Below are 22,215 nucleotides of genomic sequence, written 5' to 3' on the forward strand. Positions count from 1 at the left end.
CTGATCCCATGCCGAACTCAGAAGTGAAACGCGGTAGCGCCGATGGTAGTGTGGCATTCGCCATGCGAGAGTAGGACACTGCCAGGCACCCAATTTCAAGATTACGCCCAGCGTGGTCTTTACCGGTTAGTGTGCTGATATGGCTCAGTCGGTAGAGCGCATCCTTGGTAAGGATGAGGTCCCCAGTTCGATTCTGGGTATCAGCACCATTAAATAGAAAGCCTCCCTGAAAAGGGAGGCTTTTTTGCATCTGTCATTTTTGTGATATCCCCTTACATTCCCATTCCCGCAACCCCCTCTGCTTGCAGTCGACACTGTTTATCTGCTGGTTTGAGTCCTAATGTGTTACTCATTTGACTGCTATTGATGGTTTTATCCAGAGATTTAACCATGATCGATTGACGTAAAACGTTTTACATGTAAAATCCGGCGCGTTTTGCCTATTACGTGGAGAGAGAGCATGGCGCAGGATAACGAATACTGTTTGGGGGCGGTACCCGCCAAAGGGCGCAAAGGTGTGCTTTCGCTGATGCTGGTGATGCTCGGCCTGACCTTCTTCTCTGCCAGCATGTGGACCGGTGGTGCGCTGGGTACCGGTCTGGTGTTTGACGACTTCATCAAGGCGGTACTGATCGGCAACCTGTTGCTGGGGATCTATACCGCCTGTCTCGGTTATATCGGTGCTTCAACCGGTCTCTCTACCCATCTGCTGGCGCGATACTCCTTCGGCGTCAAAGGTTCCTGGCTGCCATCCCTGCTGCTGGGCGGTACTCAGGTCGGCTGGTTTGGCGTTGGTGTGGCGATGTTTGCCCTGCCGGTGCAGAAGGCGACCGGCATAGATGTGAACTGGCTGATCGCCATTTCGGGCATGTTGATGACGGTGACCGTCTACTTCGGCATCTCCGCCCTGATGGTGCTGAGCTTTGTGGCCGTACCGGCCATTGCACTGCTTGGCGGCTACTCGGTCTGGCTGGCGGTGACCTCGACCGGTGGCATGGCGGCGCTGCAGCAGGTACAACCAAGCAATCCCATCGAGTTCACCACGGCGCTGACCATGGTGGTTGGTTCCTTTATCAGTGCAGGAACCCTGACCGCCGACTTTGTTCGCTTTGGTCGCAAACCCTGGGGCGCCGTCATGATTACCATGGTGGCGTTTTTTTTGGGCAACACGCTAATGTTCGTCTTCGGCGCAGCCGGTGCGGCGGTGACCGGTCAGGCCGATATCTCGGAAGTGATGCTGATGCAGGGACTGCTGATCCCCGCCATTCTGGTGCTGGGCCTCAATATCTGGACCACCAATGACAACGCGCTCTATGCCTCTGGCCTCGGTTTTGCCAACATTACCGGCCTCAAGAGCAAGCCGCTCAGCGTGATCAACGGCCTTATCGGTACGGCTTGCGCCCTCTGGCTTTACAACAATTTTGTCGGCTGGCTGGCCTTTTTGAGTACAGCAATTCCGCCGATCGGTGGCATTATCATCATGGATTTCCTGCTCAATCGTGAGCGTTACCGTCAATTTGCCGATCAGCAGTTCGAGACGGTCCGCTGGCAGGCGCTGGTTGCCACGGCAGTCGGGGTGGCTGTCGGCAAGTGGCTGCCGGGCATAGTGCCGCTCAACGCGGTATTGGGCGCCGCCTTCACCTATTTCATTCTGGTTCGCCTCACCCTGCGGCCGGTTCTGATACAGGAAGCTAACAAATGCTGATTCAACATATTCGTTTGGCCGATCGGGAAGGGTTGTGGCAGATCCGCTGTCAGGATGGGGTCATCACCGCCATCGAACCCCATGACGAACATGCCGTCGCAGGTCGGGTGCTGGACGGGGAGGGCGGTCTGGCGATCGCTCCCTTTATCGAACCCCACATTCACCTCGATACCACCCAGACGGCGGGCGAGCCGAGCTGGAATCTCTCCGGAACCCTGTTCGAGGGGATCGAGCGCTGGGCCGAGCGCAAGGCGCTGCTGACCCATGAGGATGTGAAACAGCGCGCCATCCAGACGCTGAAGTGGCAGATCGCCAACGGCATCCAGTTCGTCCGTACTCACGTCGATGTCTCCGATCCCAATCTGGTGGCGCTCAAGGCGATGCTGGAGGTGCGGGAGGAGATGAAGGAGTGGGTCGAGCTGCAAATTGTCGCCTTCCCGCAGGAGGGGATCCTCTCCTACCCCAACGGCAAGGCACTGCTGGAGGAGGCGCTCAAGCTGGGTGCCGACGTGATTGGCGCGATCCCTCACTTCGAGTTTACCCGGGAATATGGGGTCGAAAGTCTGCACTACATCTTCGATCTTGCCGAGAAGTATCAGGTTCTGGTCGATGTGCACTGTGATGAGATCGATGACGAGCAGTCCCGCTTTATCGAGACGCTGGCAACCCTGGCCTACGAGCGGGGTATCGGCCATCGGGTGACGGCCAGTCACACCACCGCCATGCACTCTTACAACGGCGCTTATGCTTCCCGCCTGTTCCGGCTGCTGAAGATGGCGGACATCAACTTTGTGGCCAATCCGCTGGTGAACATTCACCTGCAGGGGCGGTTCGATACCTATCCCAAACGCCGCGGCATTACCCGGGTGAAGGAGATGCTGGAGGCGAACATCAACGTCTGTTTCGGTCACGACGACGTGTTCGATCCCTGGTACCCCATGGGCACTGCTAACATGTTGCAGGTGCTGCACATGGGGCTGCATGTCTGCCAGATCATGGGTTACGAGCAGATTAACGACGGTCTGAAGCTGATCAGCAGCCACAGCGCCCGCACCCTGAATGTGCAGGATCGTTATGGTATCGAGGTGGGCAAACCGGCCAACCTGCTGATCCTGCCTGCCGAGAACGGCTTCGATGCGGTGCGCCGTCAGGTGCCGGTGCGTTATTCAATTCGTCATGGCAAGGTGATTGCCCAGACCCGCCCGGCCCAGACCGAAATCGTGCTGGGTCAGCCCGAGCCCATCGATTTTCGCCGCTGAGATTTCAATCAGGCTGGATGGCGATTAGTTCCGCCTCTGGGCACAAGGGCCGCCATTGCGACATAATGGCGGCCTGACCCTGAGGGAGTGACACCATGCAAACCTGGTTCTATGTTGCTGCAGGGGGCGCCATCGGCGCCTGCCTTCGTTTTGGGATTGCCGAACTGATGGCCTTGCTGCTGGGGCGCCACTTTCCTTATGGGACTCTGGTGGTCAACGTGGTGGGCTCTTTCATCATGGGGATAGCGTTCGCCCTCATCAGTCACGGTCATGTGGTAGAACATCCGATGAAGCCGCTGCTGATGGTGGGGATCCTCGGAGCCCTGACTACTTTCTCTTCCTTTGCCCTCGATACGGTAGTGCTGGCTCAACATGGGGCCTATCTGAAAGCGCTGCTCAATATCGGTCTCAATCTCTTCCTCTGTCTGGCCATGGTGGTACTGGGCATGCAGTTGGTTGCGAGCCGGGTTTAAGGTGTCCGGACGCCAGTGGCTCTGGTAAACTGGCGGCCATTCTTTGCTCTATGGGTGTTTAAGGGATGTCAGAACAAGCAACGACAACGCATTTTGGCTTTAAAACCGTGGCCGCGACCGAGAAGGAAACTCTGGTAGCAGGTGTCTTCCATTCGGTGGCAGCCAAGTATGATCTGATGAACGATCTGATGTCGTTCGGCATCCACCGCCTGTGGAAGCGCTTCACCATCGACTGTTCCGGTGTGCGCAAGGGCCAGAAGGTGCTGGATCTGGCCGGTGGTACCGGTGACTTGACCGCCAAGTTTTCCCGCATCGTCGGCGAGACCGGTCAGGTGGTGCTGGCGGATATCAACGACTCCATGCTGAAAGTGGGCCGCGACAAGCTGCGCAATCTGGGGGTCGCCAACAACGTCTCCTACGTGCAGGCCAATGCCGAGGCGCTCCCCTTCCCGGATAACCACTTCGACGTCATCACCATCGGCTTCGGCCTGCGCAACGTCACCGACAAGGACAAGGCGCTCGCCTCCATGTTCCGGGTGCTCAAGCCGGGTGGCCGTCTGCTGGTGCTGGAGTTCTCCAAGCCGGTCAGTGAAGTGATCGCCAAGCTCTATGACCTCTACTCCTTCAAACTGCTGCCGAAAATGGGCGAAATCGTCGCGAACGACAGTGAAAGCTACAAATATCTGGCAGAGTCTATTCGTATGCACCCGGATCAGCAGACCCTGGCCGGCATGATGGAAAATGTCGGTTTCGAGCAGGTGGAGTACTTCAATCTGACTCAGGGTGTGGTCGCCCTGCACCGCGGTTACAAGTTTTAAGGTTGCCTATGCCGATGGATGCCATGGTCACCGCGGTGATCGAAACCAGCCTCAACCAGTTGCTGGCGCTGGACAAACAGAGCCCGGAGCGGCTGCGCAAACTGGTGGGCAAGGTGTTCAAGCTGGAGCTGCGTGAACTCAAGCCGCTCTGGTTTGTCTTCTCCGAGCGTCGGCTGGATGTGCTGGCCCAGCATGAAGGTGAGGCCGATGCGGTGCTCAGCCTGTCGCTGACCGCCCTCGGTCTGCTGAAAGAACCGTCCGCTCTGACCCGCTATATCCGCGAGGAGAAGCTGGATCTGAGCGGTGATCCCCAGCTGGTGCAGGCATTCAGCGTGCTGCTGGGTGAGCTGGATATCGACTGGGAGGAGGAGCTGTCGCGCTATACCGGCGACGTGCTGGCCCACACCCTGTTCAGTGGTGCCCGTCAGGCGCGTCGCCTGGTCGGTCGCGAGCTGTGCCGCACCCGCAGCCAGCTGGCGGAATATCTGACCGAAGAGGCCCGCCTCGCACCCGGCCCGCTGGAAGTGGCGAGTTTCAACGATGACGTCGAGGTGCTGGCCCAGCAGCTCAAGGCCGTCGAACTGCGGCTGGCCCGCTTCGAACAGCAGGTGACCTGATGACCCCGAAGGAGTTCAAACGCCTCTATCGCATCATCACCATCCTGCTGGAGCAGGGCATCGACGAACTGGTGCCCGCCCGCTATCAACCCTGGCCGGGTCGTCTGGCCCGTCGCTCCCTTTTCTGGCTCAAGAACAAGCAACCGGATCTCAGCCGCGGTGCCCGCATCCGCCTCGCCTTCGAGGCTCTTGGCCCCATCTTCATCAAGTTTGGCCAGATGCTCTCGACCCGCCGCGACCTGTTGCCGCCGGATATCGCCGAAGAGCTGGCCCTGCTGCAGGACAGGGTGCCCCCCTTCTGTGGTCAGGCGGCGCGCCAGCAGATCGAGCTGAGCCTGGGTTGTCCCATCGAGACCCTGTTTGACGACTTCGACGAGACGCCGCTGGCGTCGGCCTCCATCGCGCAGGTGCACACCGCCCGCCTGAAGGAGAGTGGCCGCGAGATCGTCATCAAGGTGATCCGTCCCGACATCGAGCCGGTCATCGAGGCAGACCTGCGGCTGATGCAGGCGCTGGCCCGTCTGGTGGCCCGCTTCGTGCCCCAGAGTGCGCGGCTGCGCCCCATCGAGGTGGTGGAGGAGTATCGCAAGACCATCCTCGACGAGCTGAATTTGATGCGCGAAGCGGCCAACGCCATCCAGCTACGCCGCAACTTCACCGGCTCCGAGGCGCTCTATGTGCCTGAAATTATCACCGATCTCTGCCGCGAGCAGGTGCTGGTGATGGAGCGCATCTATGGCATTCCGGTCTCCGATATTGAGGCGCTGGAAGCCAACGGCACCAACATGAAGCTGCTGGCCGAGCGCGGGGTGGAGGTCTTCTTCACCCAGGTGTTCCGCGACAGCTTCTTTCACGCCGACATGCACCCCGGTAACATTTTCGTCTCCTACGAGCACCCGGAAAACCCGCTCTGGATCGGTATCGACTGCGGCATCGTCGGCACCCTCAATCGGGAGGACAAACGCTATCTGGCAGAGAACTTCCTCGCTTTCTTCAACCGCGACTATCGCCGGGTGGCAGAGCTGCATGTGGAGTCGGGCTGGGTACCGGCAGACACCAAGGTGGACGAGTTCGAGTTCGCGATCCGCACTGTGTTGGAGCCCATCTTCGAGAAGCCGCTCTCCGAAATTTCGTTCGGTCACGTGCTGCTCAACCTGTTCAACACCGCACGTCGCTTCCATATGACGGTGCAGCCGCAGCTGGTGCTGCTGCAAAAGACCCTGCTCTATGTGGAAGGGTTGGGGCGTCAGCTCTACCCGCAGCTCGATTTGTGGCAGACCGCCAAGCCGTTCCTCGAGAACTGGATGCACGAACAGGTGGGGCCAAAGTCGGTATTGAACGCCATCAAGGAGAAGGCGCCATTCTGGGCGGAGAAGCTGCCGGAGCTGCCGGAGCTGGTCTATGAGACCCTGCGCCAGACCCGTCATCAGCAGCGTCATTTCGACCAGATGTTTGCCGAGTTCCGCCGTCACAGCCGTCGGCAGGGGCAGGCCCGCTACCTCTTAGGGGTTGGAGCCAGCCTGCTATTGGCGGGTGTATTCTTGCTGACCCAAAAACAACACATTGAGTGGGGACAAGCCAGTCTCGCCGGTGCAGCCCTCTGCTGGCTGGTCGGCTGGTTGCGAACCCGTTCCCATTAATCAACAACCGCGCCGTCAGGCGCCTGTTCTGGAGAGAAAATCATGGGTGGTATCAGTATTTGGCAATTGTTGATCATCGCAGTCATCGTCGTGCTGCTGTTCGGTACCAAGAAACTGCGCGGCATTGGCGGTGATCTGGGCGCGGCGGTCAAAGGGTTCAAGAAAGCCCTCTCCGACGAGCCGGCTGATGCCAAGGCCGAGCAGAAAGATGCCGAGTTTCCCCCGAAACAGCTGAACGAAGCGGCCACTCAGAGCAGTGAGACCGCCAAACAGAAAGACAAAGACCAGGCCTAAGCCATGTTCGATATCGGTTTTTGGGAGCTGGTCGTTATCGGTGTGGTAGCACTGGTGGTACTGGGGCCCGAGCGGCTGCCGGTTGCCATCCGCACGGCTACCCACTGGATCCGCCTCATTCGTTCGACCGCGAACTCGGTCAAGTCCGAGCTGGAGCAGGAGCTCAAGTTGCAAGAGCTGCATAACGACCTCAAGAAGGCCGAACAGTTGCAGATGAGCAACCTGAGCCCCGAGCTGCAGGAGTCCATCGAACAGCTCAAGGCGGCGGCCCAGTCGGTCAATCGCCCCTATCAGGTGGAGAACGAGATCCGTCCGCCGCGCCCCGAGCCGGTCGCCCAGGCTGAGCCTGCCACGCCGGTGGAGCCTGTGGTGCAACTGAGCCATGACGTGCCACCGGTCAATAGCCAGCGGGAGAGTGAGCCTGTGTCGGTCAGCGACTCCGCAGTAAAAGGGGAGGTGAAGCCATGAGTCAGGCCGAACAACCCCTGATCAGCCATCTGGTTGAGCTGAGAACCCGCTTGCTGCGCTCCATTACCGCCATCCTCGTGGTGTTTCTGGCGCTGATCTATTTCTCCAACAACATCTACGACTTCGTGGCCCAGCCGCTGCTCAGCCAGCTGCCGGAAGGGACCAGCATGATCGCGACGGATGTGGCGACCCCCTTCCTGACGCCGATCAAGCTGACCCTGGTGGTCTCCTTCTTCGTGGCGATCCCCTATCTGCTCTATCAGGCCTGGGCTTTTATCGCCCCCGGTCTGTACCAGCACGAACGGCGCCTGATCATGCCGCTGGTGGTCTCCAGTGCCCTGCTGTTCTATGCGGGGATGGCGTTCGCCTACTACGTGGTGTTCCCGCTGGTGTTCGGTTTCTTCACCAGTACCGCACCCGCAGGGGTGACGGTGGCGACCGATATCGCCAGCTATCTGGACTTCGTACTGACCCTGTTCTTCGCGTTCGGGGTGGCGTTCGAAATTCCGGTGGCCACCATACTGCTCTGCTGGACCGGCGTGACCACACCGCAAAACCTGAAGGAGAAACGTCCTTACGTTGTCGTCGGGGTGTTTGTGGTCGGCATGCTGCTGACGCCGCCTGATGTCTTCTCCCAGACCCTGCTCGCCATTCCGATGTGGGCGCTGTGGGAGATAGGTCTGTTCTTCGCCCGCTTCTACGTGAAGAAAGAGGATGAGGAACAACAGGAACAACCGGATGGGGAGAGCTGAGGCTCTGTTCGTCACCTGTTTGCCGGACGGCGAGAGGATGACGACGTCCGCAGGAATAGCAGAACGAGGGGAGCTGAGGCTCCCTTCCTCTTTTCATGCTCCCGTTCGAGGCGTATGGTAAGACCCCATTCGGTAGATGGTTTTCAAATACCTGATATGTATTCCTTTTGTTCGGAACGTCTCATCCCATGATAGATATCGGTTTAAACCTGACCAGCAGCCAGTTCGCCGGCGAGCAGGCTGAGCTGGTGGCCCGTGCCCGTGCCGCCGGAGTGGAAGCGCTGATCCTGACCGGTACCGATCTGGACGGCAGCCGCGAGAGCGCAGAGTTGGCCGCCCGCTGGCCGGGCTACTGCTTCTCCACCGCCGGGGTACACCCTCACGATGCCAAGAGTGTCGATGCGGCGACCCTGCCCGCCCTGCGCGAGCTGGCAGCCTTGCCGCAGGTGGTGGCTATTGGCGAGTGCGGCCTCGACTACAACCGCGACTTCTCCCCCCGCCCGGTGCAGGATGCGGTATTCGACGCCCAGCTGGCACTGGCTGCTGAGCTCCGGATGCCGGTGTTTCTCCACTGCCGCGACGCCCACGCCCGTTTTATCGAGATCCTCCGTCCCTGGTTGCCGAAACTACCGGGAGCCGTGCTGCACTGCTTCACCGGTTCCGACGAGGAGCTGGACGAGTGTCTGGCGCTGGGGCTGCATATCGGGGTGACTGGCTGGCTCTGCGACGAGCGCCGTGGTCAGCTGCTGCGCGAACAGGTAGCTCGCATTCCGGCCGGTCGGCTGATGATCGAGACCGATGCCCCCTATCTGGTGCCGCGGGATCTGAAACCGCGCCCGAAACGCAACGAACCTGCTTTTTTGCCGCACATCGCCCAGGTGGTGGCGGCCTGTCGTGGTGAAGCGCCCGAGGCCTTGCTGGCCCATACCCGGGCCACCTCCGCCGCGTTCTTCCAACTTCCTCTCCAGGAGTGATTCATGGCTACAACTCTTCCGGGCGCCTTTCCGGGCCGCCGCCTGCGCCGTCTGCGCAAACATGATTTCAGCCGTCGTCTGGTGCGCGAGAACGTACTGACCGTCAACGATCTCATCTATCCGGTGTTCGTGCTGGAGGGGGAGAACCGTCGGGAAGCCGTTCCCTCCATGCCGGGGGTGGAGCGTCTCTCCATCGATCTGCTGCTGATCGAGGCTGCCGAGCTGGTGGAGCTGGGCGTACCTGCTATTGCCCTGTTCCCGGTCACTCCGCTGGAGAGCAAGAGCCTGATGGCGGAAGAGGCCTACAACCCGAACGGGCTGGCCCAGCGCACCGTGCGTGCCCTCAAGGCCCGCTTCCCGGAGCTGGGGGTGATCACCGACGTGGCGCTCGATCCGTTCACCACCCACGGTCAGGACGGCATCATCGATGACGAAGGCTATGTGCTGAACGACATCACCACCGAGATCCTGATCAAGCAGGCACTCTCCCACGCCGAAGCCGGGGTCGATATAGTCGCGCCGTCCGACATGATGGATGGCCGCATCGGTGCCATCCGCGCGGCGCTGGAAGAGAATGGCTTCATCAACACCCAGATCATGGCCTACTCCGCCAAGTACGCCTCCTGCTACTACGGCCCGTTCCGCGATGCGGTCGGTTCTGCCGGCAACCTCGGCAAGAGCAACAAGGCTACCTATCAGATGGACCCGGCCAACAGCAACGAAGCCCTGCACGAAGTGGCGCTGGATATTCAGGAAGGGGCCGACAGCGTGATGGTCAAGCCGGGCATGCCCTATCTGGACGTGGTTCGTCAGGTGAAGGATCAGTTCGGCGTGCCGACTTTCGCCTATCAGGTCAGCGGCGAGTACGCCATGCACATGGCGGCGATCCAGAACGGCTGGCTGAAAGAGAAGGAGACCATCATGGAGTCTCTGCTCTGCTTCAAGCGGGCCGGGGCCGATGGCATCCTCACCTACTTCGCCAAGCGCGTGGCGCAGTGGTTGAAGGAAGATGCCCGTTAAGCCGGGTTGAAGAGAGAAACGAGAGGGGGAGCCGATGGCTCCCCCTCTGTCGTTATGACTCTCTTTTGGTCACGAGCGGATGATTACAGCTTGATCCAGGCATCGCTCCAGGCGCTGCCGGTACCCGGCGCATAGTGGCTGGTCGAGCCGCCACACCAGCCGCTGTAGGGCCAGGGTTTGCACTCGTAGTCGCCACCGGCATTGCTGACCCGTTCGCCACTCTGATAAGCGGTGCCCGCAACATAGGCTGGGTAGCTGCCGTTACCACCGTCACTGTCACCACCCGGAGCCTGTTCCACCAATGCCAGGGTGAAGCGGCGCTCGAAGCCCTGCTTGCTCCCCTCAGCCATGCCCGCCAGCAGCAGCTCGTAACTGCCGGCCGCTAGGCCCGACTGTGCCAGCTGCAGGGAACCCTGACCATCGATCAGGGCGCTGCCGGTGGCGACCGGATTGCCATCCTGCAACAGGGTCGCGGTGACGGTCACCGGGTTGGCGGTGGTCAGCGTCAGGCTGAAGTCGATCGCGCCGTTGACGATGAGATATTCGGCCGCCAGATCGGTGACGGTGAAGTCACTGCTGCTACCGGTCGTGGGCAGAATGAAGTCTCCGCTCAGGTAGGTCAGACCGGTCCAGCCGGAGCTGGTCAGCCAGTGCTTGCCATTGGTCTGATAGACGTTGGGCAACTGGGTGCACTGTTTGTTGTCATTGACGAAGCCGATACCGTAAAAGCCCGCCACATTCTTGTAGCAGAGCTGGCGACCATTCTGGTGCAGCACTGGCTGATCCAGCTTGCCCTTGTGGTGGAGTGACAGCCAGTCAAACTGGTTGATGGCCGAGACCAGCGGCACAAACTGGCCATCGGGCTGACGATAACGGATCAGGGATCCGGCATCACAGAGCAGACCATCAGCCTGCTGTTCGACGTAGCCGTAGTACTGCTCGCCATCCTGGAAGGTGAACCGGCAGAGATTGCCTTTCTCCGACTCCTTGGGGATCCAGCCCATCAGCAGTCGCTCCTGATTGTTCAGGGCTGCCAGCTGCCCGGCACTGAAGTCGCTGCCGTTGGCTACCCAGCCTTGCGGCATGGTGGAGAATTGCATGAAGTAGTGGTCGGTATAGTACATGTGGCTGTCAGCGCGGTGCTTGCGAGCCCCCTGGCTGACCGAGTTGTAGCGATAGATGTCGTTTTCCGGCTTGTGGAAACCGTTGAGATCATCGTCCAGATAGGGCAGGTCGCCCTTGCGGATATGGTAGTTGGCCATGCCCGTCATCAGGGGATGCCAGCCATGGCTGCCACGGGCAAACGCGCTCTCATGGCTGTAGGACTTCCCATCGAAGCCATGGCCAAATTCGTGGGCAATGATGCCCCAGCTGCCGTAGTAGTGGCTGACAAAGTTAAAGGTATCGACCCCGGTGATGCCACCACTCCCGAGCCCGCCCCCCATGGCGGTGATCCCCAGGTTGAGGTAGGGGCGCTTCATCAGGCTGTGGTAGTAGTAGTCATAATCGGCCGCCGTAAAGATCCCGTTTGGCACATAGCTGTTACCGCCATTGCCGAACATCTCGTAGCCGTTCACTGCCTTGAAGTTGTACCAGACGTGTTTGAACTCCTCGGTCGAGACCATGTATGCCAGGTTGGTGGCGATGATCAGCCACTCGCGGGCGTAGAGGGCATTGATGGGGCGCCAGGAGCCGCTGGTGTTGGTGGCGAAGCGCACGTTCCAGCTTGGCTTGAGGCGTGCCAGCTTCTGGGCAAACGGATCCGAGTTGGAGCTGAACCTGTGCTCGAACTGGGCTGGCAGATTGATGCTGTTGTCGAGCAGGTTGTTGAGATCAAACACACCATCGCGGCTGGCGCTGTTGAAGCGTCCCTGTTCGCCAAAGGCGCTCAGTGGCAGGGTGATTTGGGCATAGGCGGGCAGGCGATCGAGCTGGCCCAGGATCAGCCACTTGTTGATACCGTTCAGGCGTGACTCGATATTGATGTCATGCAGCTCTCTGGCGGCATAGTTGGTGATGCGCACCGTGTCGTTATCAAGCAGCTCGGTCTTGACCAGCGAATTGATGTTGACCGAACGCTGGGCGCGATCGATCAGCACCTCGTAGGGTTCGTCATTGCGCAGTATGTAGCTGACTGCGGTCGGCATCAGCTGATCGAAGATCAGCGGGCGAGCCGGCAACTGCTCGTCGGCCGTGAAGCTGATCTCCTTGCTCAGCAGCTGGTTGAAACCCAGGCCGCGTTCGTTGGCGGTGACAAGCGCCGAGCCCACCAGCTGGAGATCTTTCAGCGCCGCCACGGGCTGCTGGTTGATCTCCCGGACAGTAAAGGTCGGGTTCTTGAACTGAAAGTCGTTGGCGATCAGGGTATCGGCATCATGCCACTCGATGCGGTCCTTGAAGTTCACCACCAGCAGATCGCCATCCATGTCGATTTTTTGCAGATTGCTGTCGGCGATCACCTGCTCAGGCGCCAGCGGGATGTTGCTGGCGATGGCATCAGCCAGTTTGCGCAAGTCATAGATGTAGTAGTTTTTGCCGGCTGTATGGGCCAGGAGATAGTCACCCACCTGATGGAGTTGCACCAGACGGTGGCTGTATTTTCCTTCAAAGGCGAGCCGACCGGCGATGGGGGTCTGGAGGCTGTTCTCCGGCGTCACATCCTGCTGGCGGTAGACCTTGATCTCGCTCAGCGCATCGGCCACCAGCACGTAATCCTGATTGGCAAAGACGGCCTGGGCGCGGTGCAGGCTGTTGCTGCCGGAATCCCGACCGGTTCCCAGGGTGGTGACATGGCGATGCTCGTCGGCCAGATCGAAGATATCGACCCGGTGCGAGTAGCGCGAGACCACGTAGAGCAGGTTGTTGCGGACAAACAGTTCGCTGACCTGGTTGTAGGCCGTGGCACTGCCGGTTGCGGTGCCGCGGATCTCGCCAATCTGCTGGCGGCTCGGGATATCGATAATGGCCACATGGCCCGGATTGCCGTTCTGGCTGACATAGAGCCGATCCTGATAGCGCTCGACCGCCGTGATCAGGCTGGCGTCCAGCCCCAGCTGGTCGGCCGTCAGCTCCTCGCCTTTGTCCAGATATTGCAGCGAGGTGGCAAACGAGTTGACGCTGCAGGAGCTGCTCTCCATCACCACCCGGGTGCGTTCGCCATTCTGGATCTGGCCGTGGGGGAAGTACTCCAGCAGACAGCCGTTGCCGTAGTCATAGTTACCAAAGCGTTTGTTGACCGCTACGACCCCACCGTCGTACCAGGTCAGCTCCCACTCCTCATCGAAGAAATCAAAGACGTTACGAATGGCTGTTTCGTCGAAAAAGTGGGGTTTGGGCAGATCGAACAGGATGTGGTTATCCGCTGTCAGCGGGTAGAGCAGGCCGTTGATGGCAAGGTGTCGCTTGCCATCCTTGATGATCACGTTCTGCTCGTCAGCCGCACTCTGGTGCAGCGCGGCGAGGCGCGCCGTCATCTGTTCGTAGTGCTCCTGATAGGTTTGTTTGAAATAGGCTTGTTCGCGCTCATCGGCCACGACATGGGCCGACAGCAGCAAACCGAGCAGGGTGGCAAGCTTGGTGGTTCTTGGCATGGTGATTTCCTTATCTTGGTTGTTGTTGGATGTTTTTTGGTGGTTGGCAAGCATGTAAAAGAGAGGGGCTAACCCGTCCGGGTCAGTGCATCCTGCCCATCGGCAGCGTGGCCGACGGGCAGGATATGGGCGGGGGCCTGCCGGCCCCCGTTAGTGGTTGGGGCAAGGTCAGAGCTTGATCCAGGCATCGCTCCAGGCAGAGCCGGTACCCGGTGCATAGTGGCTGGTCGAGCCGCCACACCAGCCGCTGTAGGGCCAGGGTTTGCACTCATAGTTGCCACCGGCATTACTGACCCGATCACCGGCCTGATAGCCGGTGTTGGGGGCGTAGGCCGGGTAGTCACCCTCGCCACCGCCGCTGCTCTCTTCGGTCAGCGCAACCGGGAAGCGCTGTACCACCGGCTGCTGGCCATCTGCCAGACCGGTGATGACTACTTCGTAGCTACCGTCGGTCACATTGCTGCCCTGCAGCACCAGGGTGCTGGTGCCGTTCACCTGGCTGCTGGTGGTACCGTGGCTGCGGCCGCTCTGCTCCAGAGTCGCGGTGATCTGTACCGGGTTGGCGGTGGTCAGGTTGAAACGGATGCTGACCTGACCGTTGACTATGGTGTAGTCGGAGCCCATGGTGCTGACGGTGAAGTCGCTGCTGCCTTCGGCGGGTGGCGTTGTGCCGCCGCAGTCGCTGTCGCCCTGTACGCGCCAGACGCCCCAGTCACCCGTGGTGCCCGGCTCTTCGTTCTGGGTCCACCAGCCTGCCAGCCAGTTCTTGCCGTTGTGGCTGACGATGTCGCCGCCCACGTAGACCTTCTTGGCATCCCAACTGTTTTCACAGACGGCGCCCTGCTCCCTGACGGTCACGTTGCGCTGCTGGGTTACCTGCTGACCGGCGCTGTCGCTCACCTGATAGGTGAGGGTGTAGCGGCCGACCTTGCTGCTGTCGACGTTGCCGCTGACCTTGATTTGGGCGGTCAGGTTGCCATCTTCTTCATCATGGGCGCTGACGCCGGTCATCGGATCGAAAGCGGTACCCAGTTCCAGCGTGGTGTCGGTGACACCGCTGAACACCGGCTTCATGCTGTAGACCTCGATGGTGCGTACCTGCTCGGTGACGTTGTTGTCGCGATCGCTCACCTTGTAGGTGAGGGGGTAGAGGCCGATGCGCTGGCTGTCTACCGAGCCTTCTACCTGGATCTGGCCAGTCAGGTCGCCATCTTCCTTGTCGTTGGCGCTGACACCGGCTAGCGGATCAAAGGCGGTGCCCTGCTTGATGCGGGTATCGCTCAGGCCGCTGAACACCGGCTTGCCGTTGTCGACCGGCGGCGTGATCTCCTGATCGTGGATGAAGGGGCCGTAGCTCTTGATGAAGGATTCGTTGTAGGACTGACCGGCGGCGTTGCGGCCCATGTCCCAGTTGATGGACCAGGTCATCACGCCACGCAGCGGTTGCCCCTCGCTCTTCAGTCGGTTGAAGGCGTTGTAGAGCTTCTGCGGATCCTGCACATAGCCGGTGGCGGCGGCGTCGATGTTGGTCGGAATGCCGAACACCAGCTTGTCATGGGGGATCTTGTAGAAGCCGCGGGTACCGTTGCTCAGCGAATCCGCCATGTAGTAGATGAACTCTTCTTTCAGGGCATCGTTGTTCTGGGCAATCCAGCCGATGCCATCAATGTAGATACCGTCGCCACCCTGGTTGTAGAACTGGGGGTTGATCCAGTCGTAGTACCCTTCCAGATTGCGGATATAGGGGATGTAGGCGCCAGTCTGGGTCAGATAGGGGAACTCCGGCGCCATGGTGATGAGGAAGTTTTTCCCCTGGGCGCGGTAGTGATCCTTGACCAGACGCAGGGCCGCCGGGATCACGGTCTGGTTGTCGGCGGCGGTGATGGCGGCCTGTTCCAGGTCGATATCCAGCCCGTCGAAGCCATAGGTCTCCACCAGACGGATTATCTCATCGGCAAAGGCCTGCTCCTGACCCTTGCGCAGCTCGATGTGCGCATCGGCACCGCCCAGCGCCAGCAGCACGGCACGGCCCTGACGGTTCAGCTCGGCGATCTGCTCGATAAACTGGCTTTCGCTCATGCCGATGGCCGGGTCGAGCTTGAAGGTGGGGATGGGATCGCTGCCATAGACCTTCATGAAGGAGACATCGACCACGTTGTATTGCGGGTTGACCTGATCGAGCTTGACGCAGGGGGCGATACCGCCCTTGTAGCCCGAGCCGTCACACCAGTTGTGCCAATAGCCGACTACTACGCCGGACTGGGGGTTGACCATCGCCTGACCGGCACTGGTGGCATATGCCATGGGGGCGCCCATGCCGAGCAGGCAGCCAAGCAGGGATAATTTGAGTTTGTTCATCGTCTCTCCGTACGGTGCAAATGGGGCGTCGGTTGTGACCGGACGTCCCCGGGGGCAGCCCCGCTGTCATAGGTGTTTTCCCTTAGACCGGTGGCTTTGCGTCGCGCCCTTTCGGGTCACTTTGCCTTTTTCACCCGATTTCTGTGCAGCACAGAGAATCAAGTGACCTGCATGGCAGGTTGCCTATGATAGATGCTTGAAAATAAATTAATCAATAGTTGGTTTTGATTCTAATTGACTGAAAAATATTGATAATTTGTTACAGCTACCACATTTTGTCCGTTTCCATGATTGAGCATGACGGTACTTGGCTGGCAGCTGTGGCGCCGGTAAATGGCGACTTTTTGCCCCTTGAAAGTAGCGGTAAGAGCCAAAAAAGGCCCACAGATTCATTCTGTTACTGGCTGTTGATAGCAAAACTGCAGCAACGGCAGAGATCCGGGTCGCAATGGCTGGAAAAGTACAGGGTTGCGGCGGATTCCCGCTTGATTATTGCGTGGCTTGGCCACATGTTAGAAAGCCATACAGAGCTGCTAAAGCGGTCTGTTCAAGACCAAACAAGAGGTAACCGGGATGAATAACCCTTTGCTGACAATGGATTCGCTGCCCCCTTTCAGCCAGATCAAGCCGGAGCAGGTTCAGCCTGCCGTGATTCAGGCTATTGCTGACTGCAAGCAGAAGATCAGCGATGTGCTGGCCCAGCGTGATCCCCATACCTGGGATAGCCTGATTGCCCCGCTGGAAGAGGTAAATGACCGCCTGTCACGGATCTGGTCGCCGGTCAGCCACCTCAACTCCGTACTCAACAGCGAAGCGCTGCGCGAGGCCCATGACGCCTGCCTGCCGCTGCTCTCCGAATTCCAGACCTATGTCGGTCAGCATGAAGGGCTCTATCAGGCCTATCTGGCCCTCTCCCAGAGCGATGATTTCCCGCTGCTCAGCGGCGCCCAGCGCAAGGAGATCCAGAATACCCTGCGTGACTTCCGTCTCTCCGGCATCGGTCTGCCTGCCGAGGCGCAGCAGCGTTACGGCGAAATTCAGGCCCGCCTCTCCGAGCTGGCCTCCCGTTTCAGCAACAACGTGCTGGATGCGACCCAGGGCTGGCACAAGCTGGTGGTCGATGAAGCTGAACTGGCCGGTCTGCCCGACAGCGTGCGTGCCGCTGCCCGTCAGATGGCGGAACTTAAAGGCAAAGAGGGGTGGCTGTTCACTCTGGATATCCCTTCTTATCTGCCGGTGATGATGTATGCCGACAACCGCGAGCTGCGCGCCGAGATGTACGAAGCCTTCACCACTCGCGCCTCCGATCAGGGCCCTAATGCGGGCAAGTGGGACAACTCCGCCATCATGAGCGAGCTGCTCACCCTGCGCCGCGAACTGGCCCAGCTGCTGGGCTTTGCCAACTATGCCGAGCTCTCCCTGGCTACCAAGATGGCGGACAAGACCGAACAGGTGGTGAGCTTCCTCACCGATCTGGCGGCCAAATCCCTGCCACAAGGCAAGGCTGAGCTGGAGGAGATCCGCACCTTCGCCGCCGAGCAGCATGGTCAGAGCGAGCTGGCAGCCTGGGATCTCGCCTACTACGCCGAGAAGCTCAAGCAGCACAAGTTCTCCATCTCCGATGAGCAGCTGCGCCCCTACTTCCCCGCCAGCAAGGTGGTGAAGGGGTTGTTCGAAGTAGTGAAGCGGGTGTTCGGCATGAAGGTGCGCGAGCGTCTCGGCATCGACACCTGGCACCCGGACGTGCGCTTCTACGACATCTTCGATGCCGACGACGAGCTGCGCGGCAGCTTCTATCTCGACCTCTACGCCCGCGAGCACAAGCAGGGCGGGGCCTGGATGGATGTCTGTCTGGGTCGTCGCTACCGTCAGGATGGCTCGCTGCAAAAACCGGTGGCCTACCTGACCTGCAACTTCAACGGCCCGGTGGATGGCAAGCCTGCGCTGTTTACCCACAACGAAGTGGTCACCCTGTTCCACGAGTTTGGCCACGGCATTCACCACATGCTGACCCGCATCGATGTGGCCGGTGTCGCCGGTATCAACGGCGTGGCCTGGGATGCGGTGGAGCTGCCGAGCCAATTCCTCGAGAACTGGTGCTGGGAGTCCGAGGCGCTGGCCTTTATCTCCGGCCACTACGAGACCGGCGAGCCGTTGCCTGCCGATCTGCTGGAGAAGATGCTGACCGCCCGCAACTTCCAGGCGGCGATGCAGATGTTGCGCCAGCTGGAGTTCGCCCTGTTCGACTTCCGTCTCCATCAGGAGTTTGACCCGGCCAATCCGGCACAGCTCCCGGCGCTGCTGGACGAGGTACGCAGTCAGGTGGCCGTGATGACGCCACCGGCGTTCAACCGCTTCCAGCACAGCTTCTCCCACATCTTCGCGGGCGGCTATGCGGCGGGCTACTACAGCTACAAGTGGGCCGAGGTGCTCTCTGCCGATGCCTTCTCCCGCTTCGAGGAGGAGGGGATCTTCAACCAGGCGACCGGCCAATCCTTCCTGAAGAATATTCTGGAGAAGGGGGGCTCGAAGGAGCCGATGGAGCTGTTCCGAGCCTTCCGTGGCCGTGAGCCCAAGGTGGATGCACTGCTGCGACACAGCGGGATCGCTGCCTGAGATTCCTGACCCGCCGCCTGTGTGAGCTTCAACCAGGTACACTGTTTTGCGGCATAGTGGGATCGAGTCGTGATTTCTGCGACAAAAAGGGACCTTTTGGTCCCTTTTTTCAAGGCTTTTTAATATCTTGCTGATTGCATATTTGCACTGCTCACAGCTCTTCAGTAGAGTCGTGTTCTAACCTTCAAGGAGAGAAAGCCACTTGCCATGAGGCGAGCACTCGATTCCGTCTATCAAATCATCTCAAGTCTGGCTCATTCGAGCGGCCAGGGATATTTCGATACCTTTGTGAGTGAAATCGCCGCTGCTGTGATGGCTGATGTCGTCCTGATCGCCAGCAGGGAATCAAATGCTACCCACCTGACGGTTCAGGCTGCCCATCCCTCCTCTCTTGACCCCGATACCCTGACACTGCCAATCACTGACTCTCCCGATGCCGTTACCTGGCAGGAGGGGGAAGCCTGGTTCAGCGATCGTCTGTTGCAGCTGTTCCCCGCGATGCCGCTTGCCGATGCGTGGCAAGCCCAGGCCTACGCCGGGATCGCCCTCAAGGATGCGGATGGCGAAACCATAGGTATCTGCTGCCTGCTCTATCGTCAGCCGCAGGCCAATATGACGAAGGTGATGGGGCTGCTCCGGTTGCTGGGGCCGCTGGCCGGTCGCGAACTGGCGTTGATGCTGCAGCGCCAGCTGCCGCAACTCTTGCCTGATACCCCTCATGTGTTGCAGAGCATGCTGTTTCAGGCCCCGGTGGGGATCGGCAAGCTCGATCTTACCGGCCGCATTCTCTGGGCCAATCCGGCTATCGAGAAGATGTTGGGCTATCCCCTCGACGAGCTGCTTCATCGCTCCATCTCCGACATCAATCACCCGGAGGATTGGCAGCGCAGCCTTGAGTGCTACGAGGAGATCCGGCGCGGCGAGCGCAGCAGTTTCACCCAGGAGAAGCGCTACTTCTGCAAGGGGGGCGAGATCCTGTGGGGGCGAGTGACTGTCACCCTGATCCGCGACGAGCAGCAGCAGCCGGACTACCTGATGGTGCTGCTGGAGAATATCGATCCCCTCAAGCGCCATGCGGAGCAGCTCAAGCTTTCTCACCGGGTCTACGACAACCTCTCCGAAGCGATTCTGGTGTGCGATGCCGACAGTCGCATCATCTCGGTCAACCCGGCCTTCGAGCAGATCACCGGCTACAGCAGCGACGAGGTGCGGGGCCAACGTCCCAGCATGCTCAAGTCCGGGCTGCACGATCAGACCTTCTATGCCGACATGTACCACGCGCTGGAGCGGGTGGGGGTGTGGCGTGGCGAGGTGTGGAACAAGCGCAAGAGCGGCAAGCTCTATCCGCAGCAGCTGATGATCAGCACCCTGCGCGAAGCCGGCAAAATTCAGCAATATATCGCCATTTTCAGCGATCTTTCCCAGACCAAAGTGGCCGAGCAGAAGATCGCGACCCAGGCCAACTACGACAACCTCACCAGCCTGCCCAACCGCTGGTTGTTTGGCCGCTGCCTCACCCGCTTCTGCGAGCGGGGCGAGCGCTTCGCGCTCATGGTGCTCGACCTCAACAACTTCAAGGCGGTCAACAACAGCATGGATCACCATGCTGGCGATGCCCTGCTGCGGGAGGTCTCGGATCGACTGGTGAGCCGGGTGCGCACCGAAGATTTGGTGGCCCGTATCGGTGGCGATGAGTTCGCGTTCCTGGTGCCCGGCATCGTCACCCGCCGTCAGGCCGAGGTGTTTGCCAAGCAGGTGATCGGCAGCTTTGCCCGTCCCTTTATGCTGGCCAACCAGCATCTCTATGTGACCGCGACCATCGGCATGACCCTCTGCCCGGTTGATGGCAGCGAGAGCGACGAGCTGCTGCGCAACGCCGAACAGGCGCTGTTTGCGGCCAAGCGGCAGGGACGGTTGCTCGGTGCCTACTGCTCATCCATGCGGGAAGAGGTACGCCAGCGCCACCAGATGCAGCAGGATTTGGCCGAAGCGATCAAGCTGGAGCAGCTGACCATGGCCTACCAGCCCATCTGGGACAATCGCAGCGGACGGGTCGCCAAGCTGGAGGCGCTGGTGCGCTGGTATCACCCCCACTGGGGGCAGGTATCTCCTGCCGAGTTTATTCCGCTGGCGGAAGAGGCGGGGTTGATTCAGGGGCTGGGTGCGCTGGTATTGTGGCAGTCTTGCCGGGATCTGGCGCGATTGCAGCAGTCCGGCTTCCCTGATCTGCAGATGTCGATCAACCGTTCCACCATGGAGTTCCAGACCATCGACCCCGAGGCGAGTGAGTGGCTCAAGGTGATCCAGCACTTCGGGCTCGATCCTGCCGACATCGTCATCGAAATCACCGAATCTCTGCTGATGGAGAGCAGCGATCAGCACAGGGTGCGGATCGATGCCCTGCGCGAGGCGGGCTGCAAGCTGGCCATCGACGATTTCGGTACCGGCTACTCGGCCCTCAACTATCTGCGCACCTTCCCGGTCGATCTGGTCAAGATCGACCGCTCCTTCGTGCGCCATATCCCCTTCAATGAGCAGGATCGGATGCTGCTCGACGGCATCATCAACATAGTGCACAACCTCGGCATGCAGGTGGTGATCGAGGGGGTAGAGACCCGCGAGCAGCTCAACTTCCTCTGCCAGAAGGGGTGTGCCTTCACCCAAGGTTATCTGCTCAGCCGCCCGCTGGCCTATGACGATCTCATTGATTACCTCGCTCTCAACCGTCAGGGGATGAACCTCACTGTCGTGAGCTGATCCACCGCTTCTGTTATCATGGCCGCTTCTGTACGTGCCATGAGTCTGTCTCCTATGCCCCATATTCAGGTTTTCAGTGAAGTCCCCGCCCGTGATGGCGAGCTCGACGCCCTGCGTTTACGCCTTGCCGACGTGGAGTTTCCGGCTCCGTTTGCGCTGGTACTGACTGAAGAGAGACTGGAGCTGCGCAAGCTGGATGAGCCCAAGCTGGGTGCCGTCTATGTGGACTTCGTGGAAGGGGCGGTGGCACATCGCCGCAAGTTTGGCGGCGGTCGGGGCCAGTCCATCGCCAAGGCGGTGGGGCTCAAGGCCGGTGCCACACCGACCGTGGTGGATGCCACTGCCGGTCTGGGGCGCGACGCCTTCGTGCTCGCCTCCCTCGGTTGCAAGGTGACCCTGATCGAACGCAGCCCTGTGGTGGCTGCTCTGCTGCAGGATGGTCTGGCTCGAGCCGCCGAAGACCCGGAGATTGGCCCCTGGGTGCGTGAGCGGATGCACCTGCTGCACGGCCCGGCGGTGGACAACTTGCTGGCGCTGCCGGAGCGGCCCGAGGTGATCTACCTCGACCCCATGTTCCCTCACAAGCAGAAGTCGGCGCTGGTGAAAAAAGAGATGCGGGTGTTCCAGTCGCTGGTGGGGCCGGATCTCGATGCGGATGCCTTGTTGCCGGCTGCCCTCAAGATGGCGAACAAGCGGGTGGTGGTGAAGCGGCCGGACTACGCCGGCTGGCTCAACGAACAGAAGCCCAGCATGGCTATCGAGACCAAGAGCAATCGCTTCGATGTCTATGTGATGGCGGCGCTGGCGGCGAGTTAACGGTCGGTGCGAGTTACGGATGCAAAAAAGGAGGGCCAACGTCATGTTGGCCCTCCTT

16 protein-coding genes, 1 tRNA gene and 1 riboswitch are annotated in these 22,215 nt (G+C 60.1%); of the genes, 15 read left to right on the forward strand and 2 right to left on the reverse strand.

The genetic code is table 11. The features are described 5' to 3' along the window. The first annotated feature begins 133 nt into the window (after positions 1 to 133). The 12 genes from AB5Y73_RS03105 (at position 134) to hemB (ending at position 10,020) form a co-directional block, all read left to right on the forward strand. Positions 134 to 209 (forward strand) — tRNA-Thr (locus AB5Y73_RS03105). A 251-nt stretch (positions 210 to 460) separates the two neighbouring features. Beyond that, positions 461 to 1,705 (forward strand): cytosine permease, encoded by a 1,245-nt coding sequence (gene codB / locus AB5Y73_RS03110; protein WP_107683509.1) that lies wholly within the window; start codon positions 461 to 463, stop codon positions 1,703 to 1,705. Next, positions 1,699 to 2,964: a cytosine deaminase gene (locus AB5Y73_RS03115; protein ID WP_041210568.1), complete on the forward strand. Its 1,266-nt coding sequence runs from the start codon at positions 1,699 to 1,701 to the stop codon at positions 2,962 to 2,964. Before codB ends, AB5Y73_RS03115 begins: the two co-directional genes overlap by 7 nt. A gap of 95 nt (positions 2,965 to 3,059) precedes the next feature. Then, positions 3,060 to 3,437 (forward strand): fluoride efflux transporter CrcB, encoded by a 378-nt coding sequence (gene crcB / locus AB5Y73_RS03120; protein ID WP_107683508.1) that lies wholly within the window; start codon positions 3,060 to 3,062, stop codon positions 3,435 to 3,437. A gap of 65 nt (positions 3,438 to 3,502) precedes the next feature. Beyond that, the gene (gene ubiE, locus AB5Y73_RS03125) at positions 3,503 to 4,255 is read left to right on the forward strand and encodes a bifunctional demethylmenaquinone methyltransferase/2-methoxy-6-polyprenyl-1,4-benzoquinol methylase UbiE (RefSeq protein WP_005342396.1); all 753 of its coding nucleotides are present in this window, start codon (positions 3,503 to 3,505) and stop codon (positions 4,253 to 4,255) included. An 8-nt stretch (positions 4,256 to 4,263) separates the two neighbouring features. Then, positions 4,264 to 4,872: an SCP2 domain-containing protein gene (locus tag AB5Y73_RS03130; protein WP_236095656.1), complete on the forward strand. Its 609-nt coding sequence runs from the start codon at positions 4,264 to 4,266 to the stop codon at positions 4,870 to 4,872. Further along, positions 4,872 to 6,512: a ubiquinone biosynthesis regulatory protein kinase UbiB gene (gene ubiB / locus AB5Y73_RS03135; protein WP_236095655.1), complete on the forward strand. Its 1,641-nt coding sequence runs from the start codon at positions 4,872 to 4,874 to the stop codon at positions 6,510 to 6,512. Before AB5Y73_RS03130 ends, ubiB begins: the two co-directional genes overlap by 1 nt. A gap of 42 nt (positions 6,513 to 6,554) precedes the next feature. Then, positions 6,555 to 6,806 (forward strand): Sec-independent protein translocase subunit TatA, encoded by a 252-nt coding sequence (gene tatA / locus AB5Y73_RS03140; protein ID WP_005339385.1) that lies wholly within the window; start codon positions 6,555 to 6,557, stop codon positions 6,804 to 6,806. Positions 6,807 to 6,809: 3 nt separating this feature from the next. Further along, complete coding sequence (tatB, locus tag AB5Y73_RS03145) at positions 6,810 to 7,274, forward strand: Sec-independent protein translocase protein TatB (RefSeq protein WP_107683505.1); 465 nt, start codon at positions 6,810 to 6,812, stop codon at positions 7,272 to 7,274. Further along, on the forward strand, positions 7,271 to 8,026 hold the full coding sequence (tatC, locus tag AB5Y73_RS03150; protein ID WP_005339388.1) for a twin-arginine translocase subunit TatC: 756 nt from the start codon (positions 7,271 to 7,273) through the stop codon (positions 8,024 to 8,026). The genes tatB and tatC overlap by 4 nt, the downstream gene beginning before the upstream one ends. Before the next feature lie 188 nt (positions 8,027 to 8,214). Next, positions 8,215 to 9,000 (forward strand): TatD family hydrolase, encoded by a 786-nt coding sequence (locus AB5Y73_RS03155; protein WP_107683504.1) that lies wholly within the window; start codon positions 8,215 to 8,217, stop codon positions 8,998 to 9,000. A gap of 3 nt (positions 9,001 to 9,003) precedes the next feature. Further along, positions 9,004 to 10,020 carry a porphobilinogen synthase gene (hemB, locus tag AB5Y73_RS03160; RefSeq protein WP_005339394.1) on the forward strand — a complete coding sequence of 339 codons (1,017 nt, stop codon included), beginning with the start codon at positions 9,004 to 9,006 and terminating at the stop codon, positions 10,018 to 10,020. An 83-nt stretch (positions 10,021 to 10,103) separates the two neighbouring features. Here hemB and AB5Y73_RS03165 read toward each other — a convergent pair whose 3' ends face one another. Then, a complete protein-coding gene (locus AB5Y73_RS03165) occupies positions 10,104 to 13,610 on the reverse strand; it encodes a hypothetical protein (RefSeq protein WP_107683503.1) in 3,507 nt (1,168 codons plus the stop codon). A 168-nt stretch (positions 13,611 to 13,778) separates the two neighbouring features. Beyond that, a complete protein-coding gene (locus AB5Y73_RS03170; RefSeq protein ID WP_279499354.1) occupies positions 13,779 to 15,968 on the reverse strand; it encodes an immunoglobulin-like domain-containing protein in 2,190 nt (729 codons plus the stop codon). Between the two features lie 50 nt (positions 15,969 to 16,018). Then, positions 16,019 to 16,104, reverse strand: a riboswitch (cyclic di-GMP riboswitch). 437 nt (positions 16,105 to 16,541) lie between these two features. Here AB5Y73_RS03170 and prlC point away from each other — a divergent pair. The 3 genes from prlC to AB5Y73_RS03185 all read left to right on the forward strand — a co-directional run bounded on the left by prlC (position 16,542) and on the right by AB5Y73_RS03185 (position 22,157). Further along, positions 16,542 to 18,584, forward strand: a complete 2,043-nt coding sequence (gene prlC, locus AB5Y73_RS03175; RefSeq protein ID WP_107683501.1) for an oligopeptidase A — start codon at positions 16,542 to 16,544, stop codon at positions 18,582 to 18,584. Positions 18,585 to 18,791: 207 nt separating this feature from the next. Further along, positions 18,792 to 21,341, forward strand: a complete 2,550-nt coding sequence (locus AB5Y73_RS03180; RefSeq protein ID WP_107683500.1) for a bifunctional diguanylate cyclase/phosphodiesterase — start codon at positions 18,792 to 18,794, stop codon at positions 21,339 to 21,341. A 63-nt stretch (positions 21,342 to 21,404) separates the two neighbouring features. Then, on the forward strand, positions 21,405 to 22,157 hold the full coding sequence (locus tag AB5Y73_RS03185) for a class I SAM-dependent methyltransferase (protein WP_107683512.1): 753 nt from the start codon (positions 21,405 to 21,407) through the stop codon (positions 22,155 to 22,157). The last annotated feature ends 58 nt before the right edge of the window (positions 22,158 to 22,215 follow it).

Source organism: Aeromonas sp. s7(2024) (genome assembly GCF_040907825.1).
GTDB lineage: Bacteria > Pseudomonadota > Gammaproteobacteria > Enterobacterales > Aeromonadaceae > Aeromonas > Aeromonas veronii.

Coding starts and splice junctions, on each gene's coding strand:
- hemB (WP_005339394.1), top strand. CDS start 9,004: ATGGCTACAACTCTTCCGGGCGCCTTTCCGGGCCGCCGCCTGCGCCGT.
- AB5Y73_RS03180 (WP_107683500.1), top strand. CDS start 18,792: ATGAGGCGAGCACTCGATTCCGTCTATCAAATCATCTCAAGTCTGGCT.
- ubiB (WP_236095655.1), top strand. CDS start 4,872: ATGACCCCGAAGGAGTTCAAACGCCTCTATCGCATCATCACCATCCTG.
- tatB (WP_107683505.1), top strand. CDS start 6,810: ATGTTCGATATCGGTTTTTGGGAGCTGGTCGTTATCGGTGTGGTAGCA.
- AB5Y73_RS03130 (WP_236095656.1), top strand. CDS start 4,264: ATGCCGATGGATGCCATGGTCACCGCGGTGATCGAAACCAGCCTCAAC.
- AB5Y73_RS03170 (WP_279499354.1), bottom strand. CDS start 15,968: ATGAACAAACTCAAATTATCCCTGCTTGGCTGCCTGCTCGGCATGGGC.
- codB (WP_107683509.1), top strand. CDS start 461: ATGGCGCAGGATAACGAATACTGTTTGGGGGCGGTACCCGCCAAAGGG.
- crcB (WP_107683508.1), top strand. CDS start 3,060: ATGCAAACCTGGTTCTATGTTGCTGCAGGGGGCGCCATCGGCGCCTGC.
- tatA (WP_005339385.1), top strand. CDS start 6,555: ATGGGTGGTATCAGTATTTGGCAATTGTTGATCATCGCAGTCATCGTC.
- AB5Y73_RS03155 (WP_107683504.1), top strand. CDS start 8,215: ATGATAGATATCGGTTTAAACCTGACCAGCAGCCAGTTCGCCGGCGAG.
- ubiE (WP_005342396.1), top strand. CDS start 3,503: ATGTCAGAACAAGCAACGACAACGCATTTTGGCTTTAAAACCGTGGCC.
- prlC (WP_107683501.1), top strand. CDS start 16,542: ATGAATAACCCTTTGCTGACAATGGATTCGCTGCCCCCTTTCAGCCAG.
- AB5Y73_RS03115 (WP_041210568.1), top strand. CDS start 1,699: ATGCTGATTCAACATATTCGTTTGGCCGATCGGGAAGGGTTGTGGCAG.
- AB5Y73_RS03165 (WP_107683503.1), bottom strand. CDS start 13,610: ATGCCAAGAACCACCAAGCTTGCCACCCTGCTCGGTTTGCTGCTGTCG.
- tatC (WP_005339388.1), top strand. CDS start 7,271: ATGAGTCAGGCCGAACAACCCCTGATCAGCCATCTGGTTGAGCTGAGA.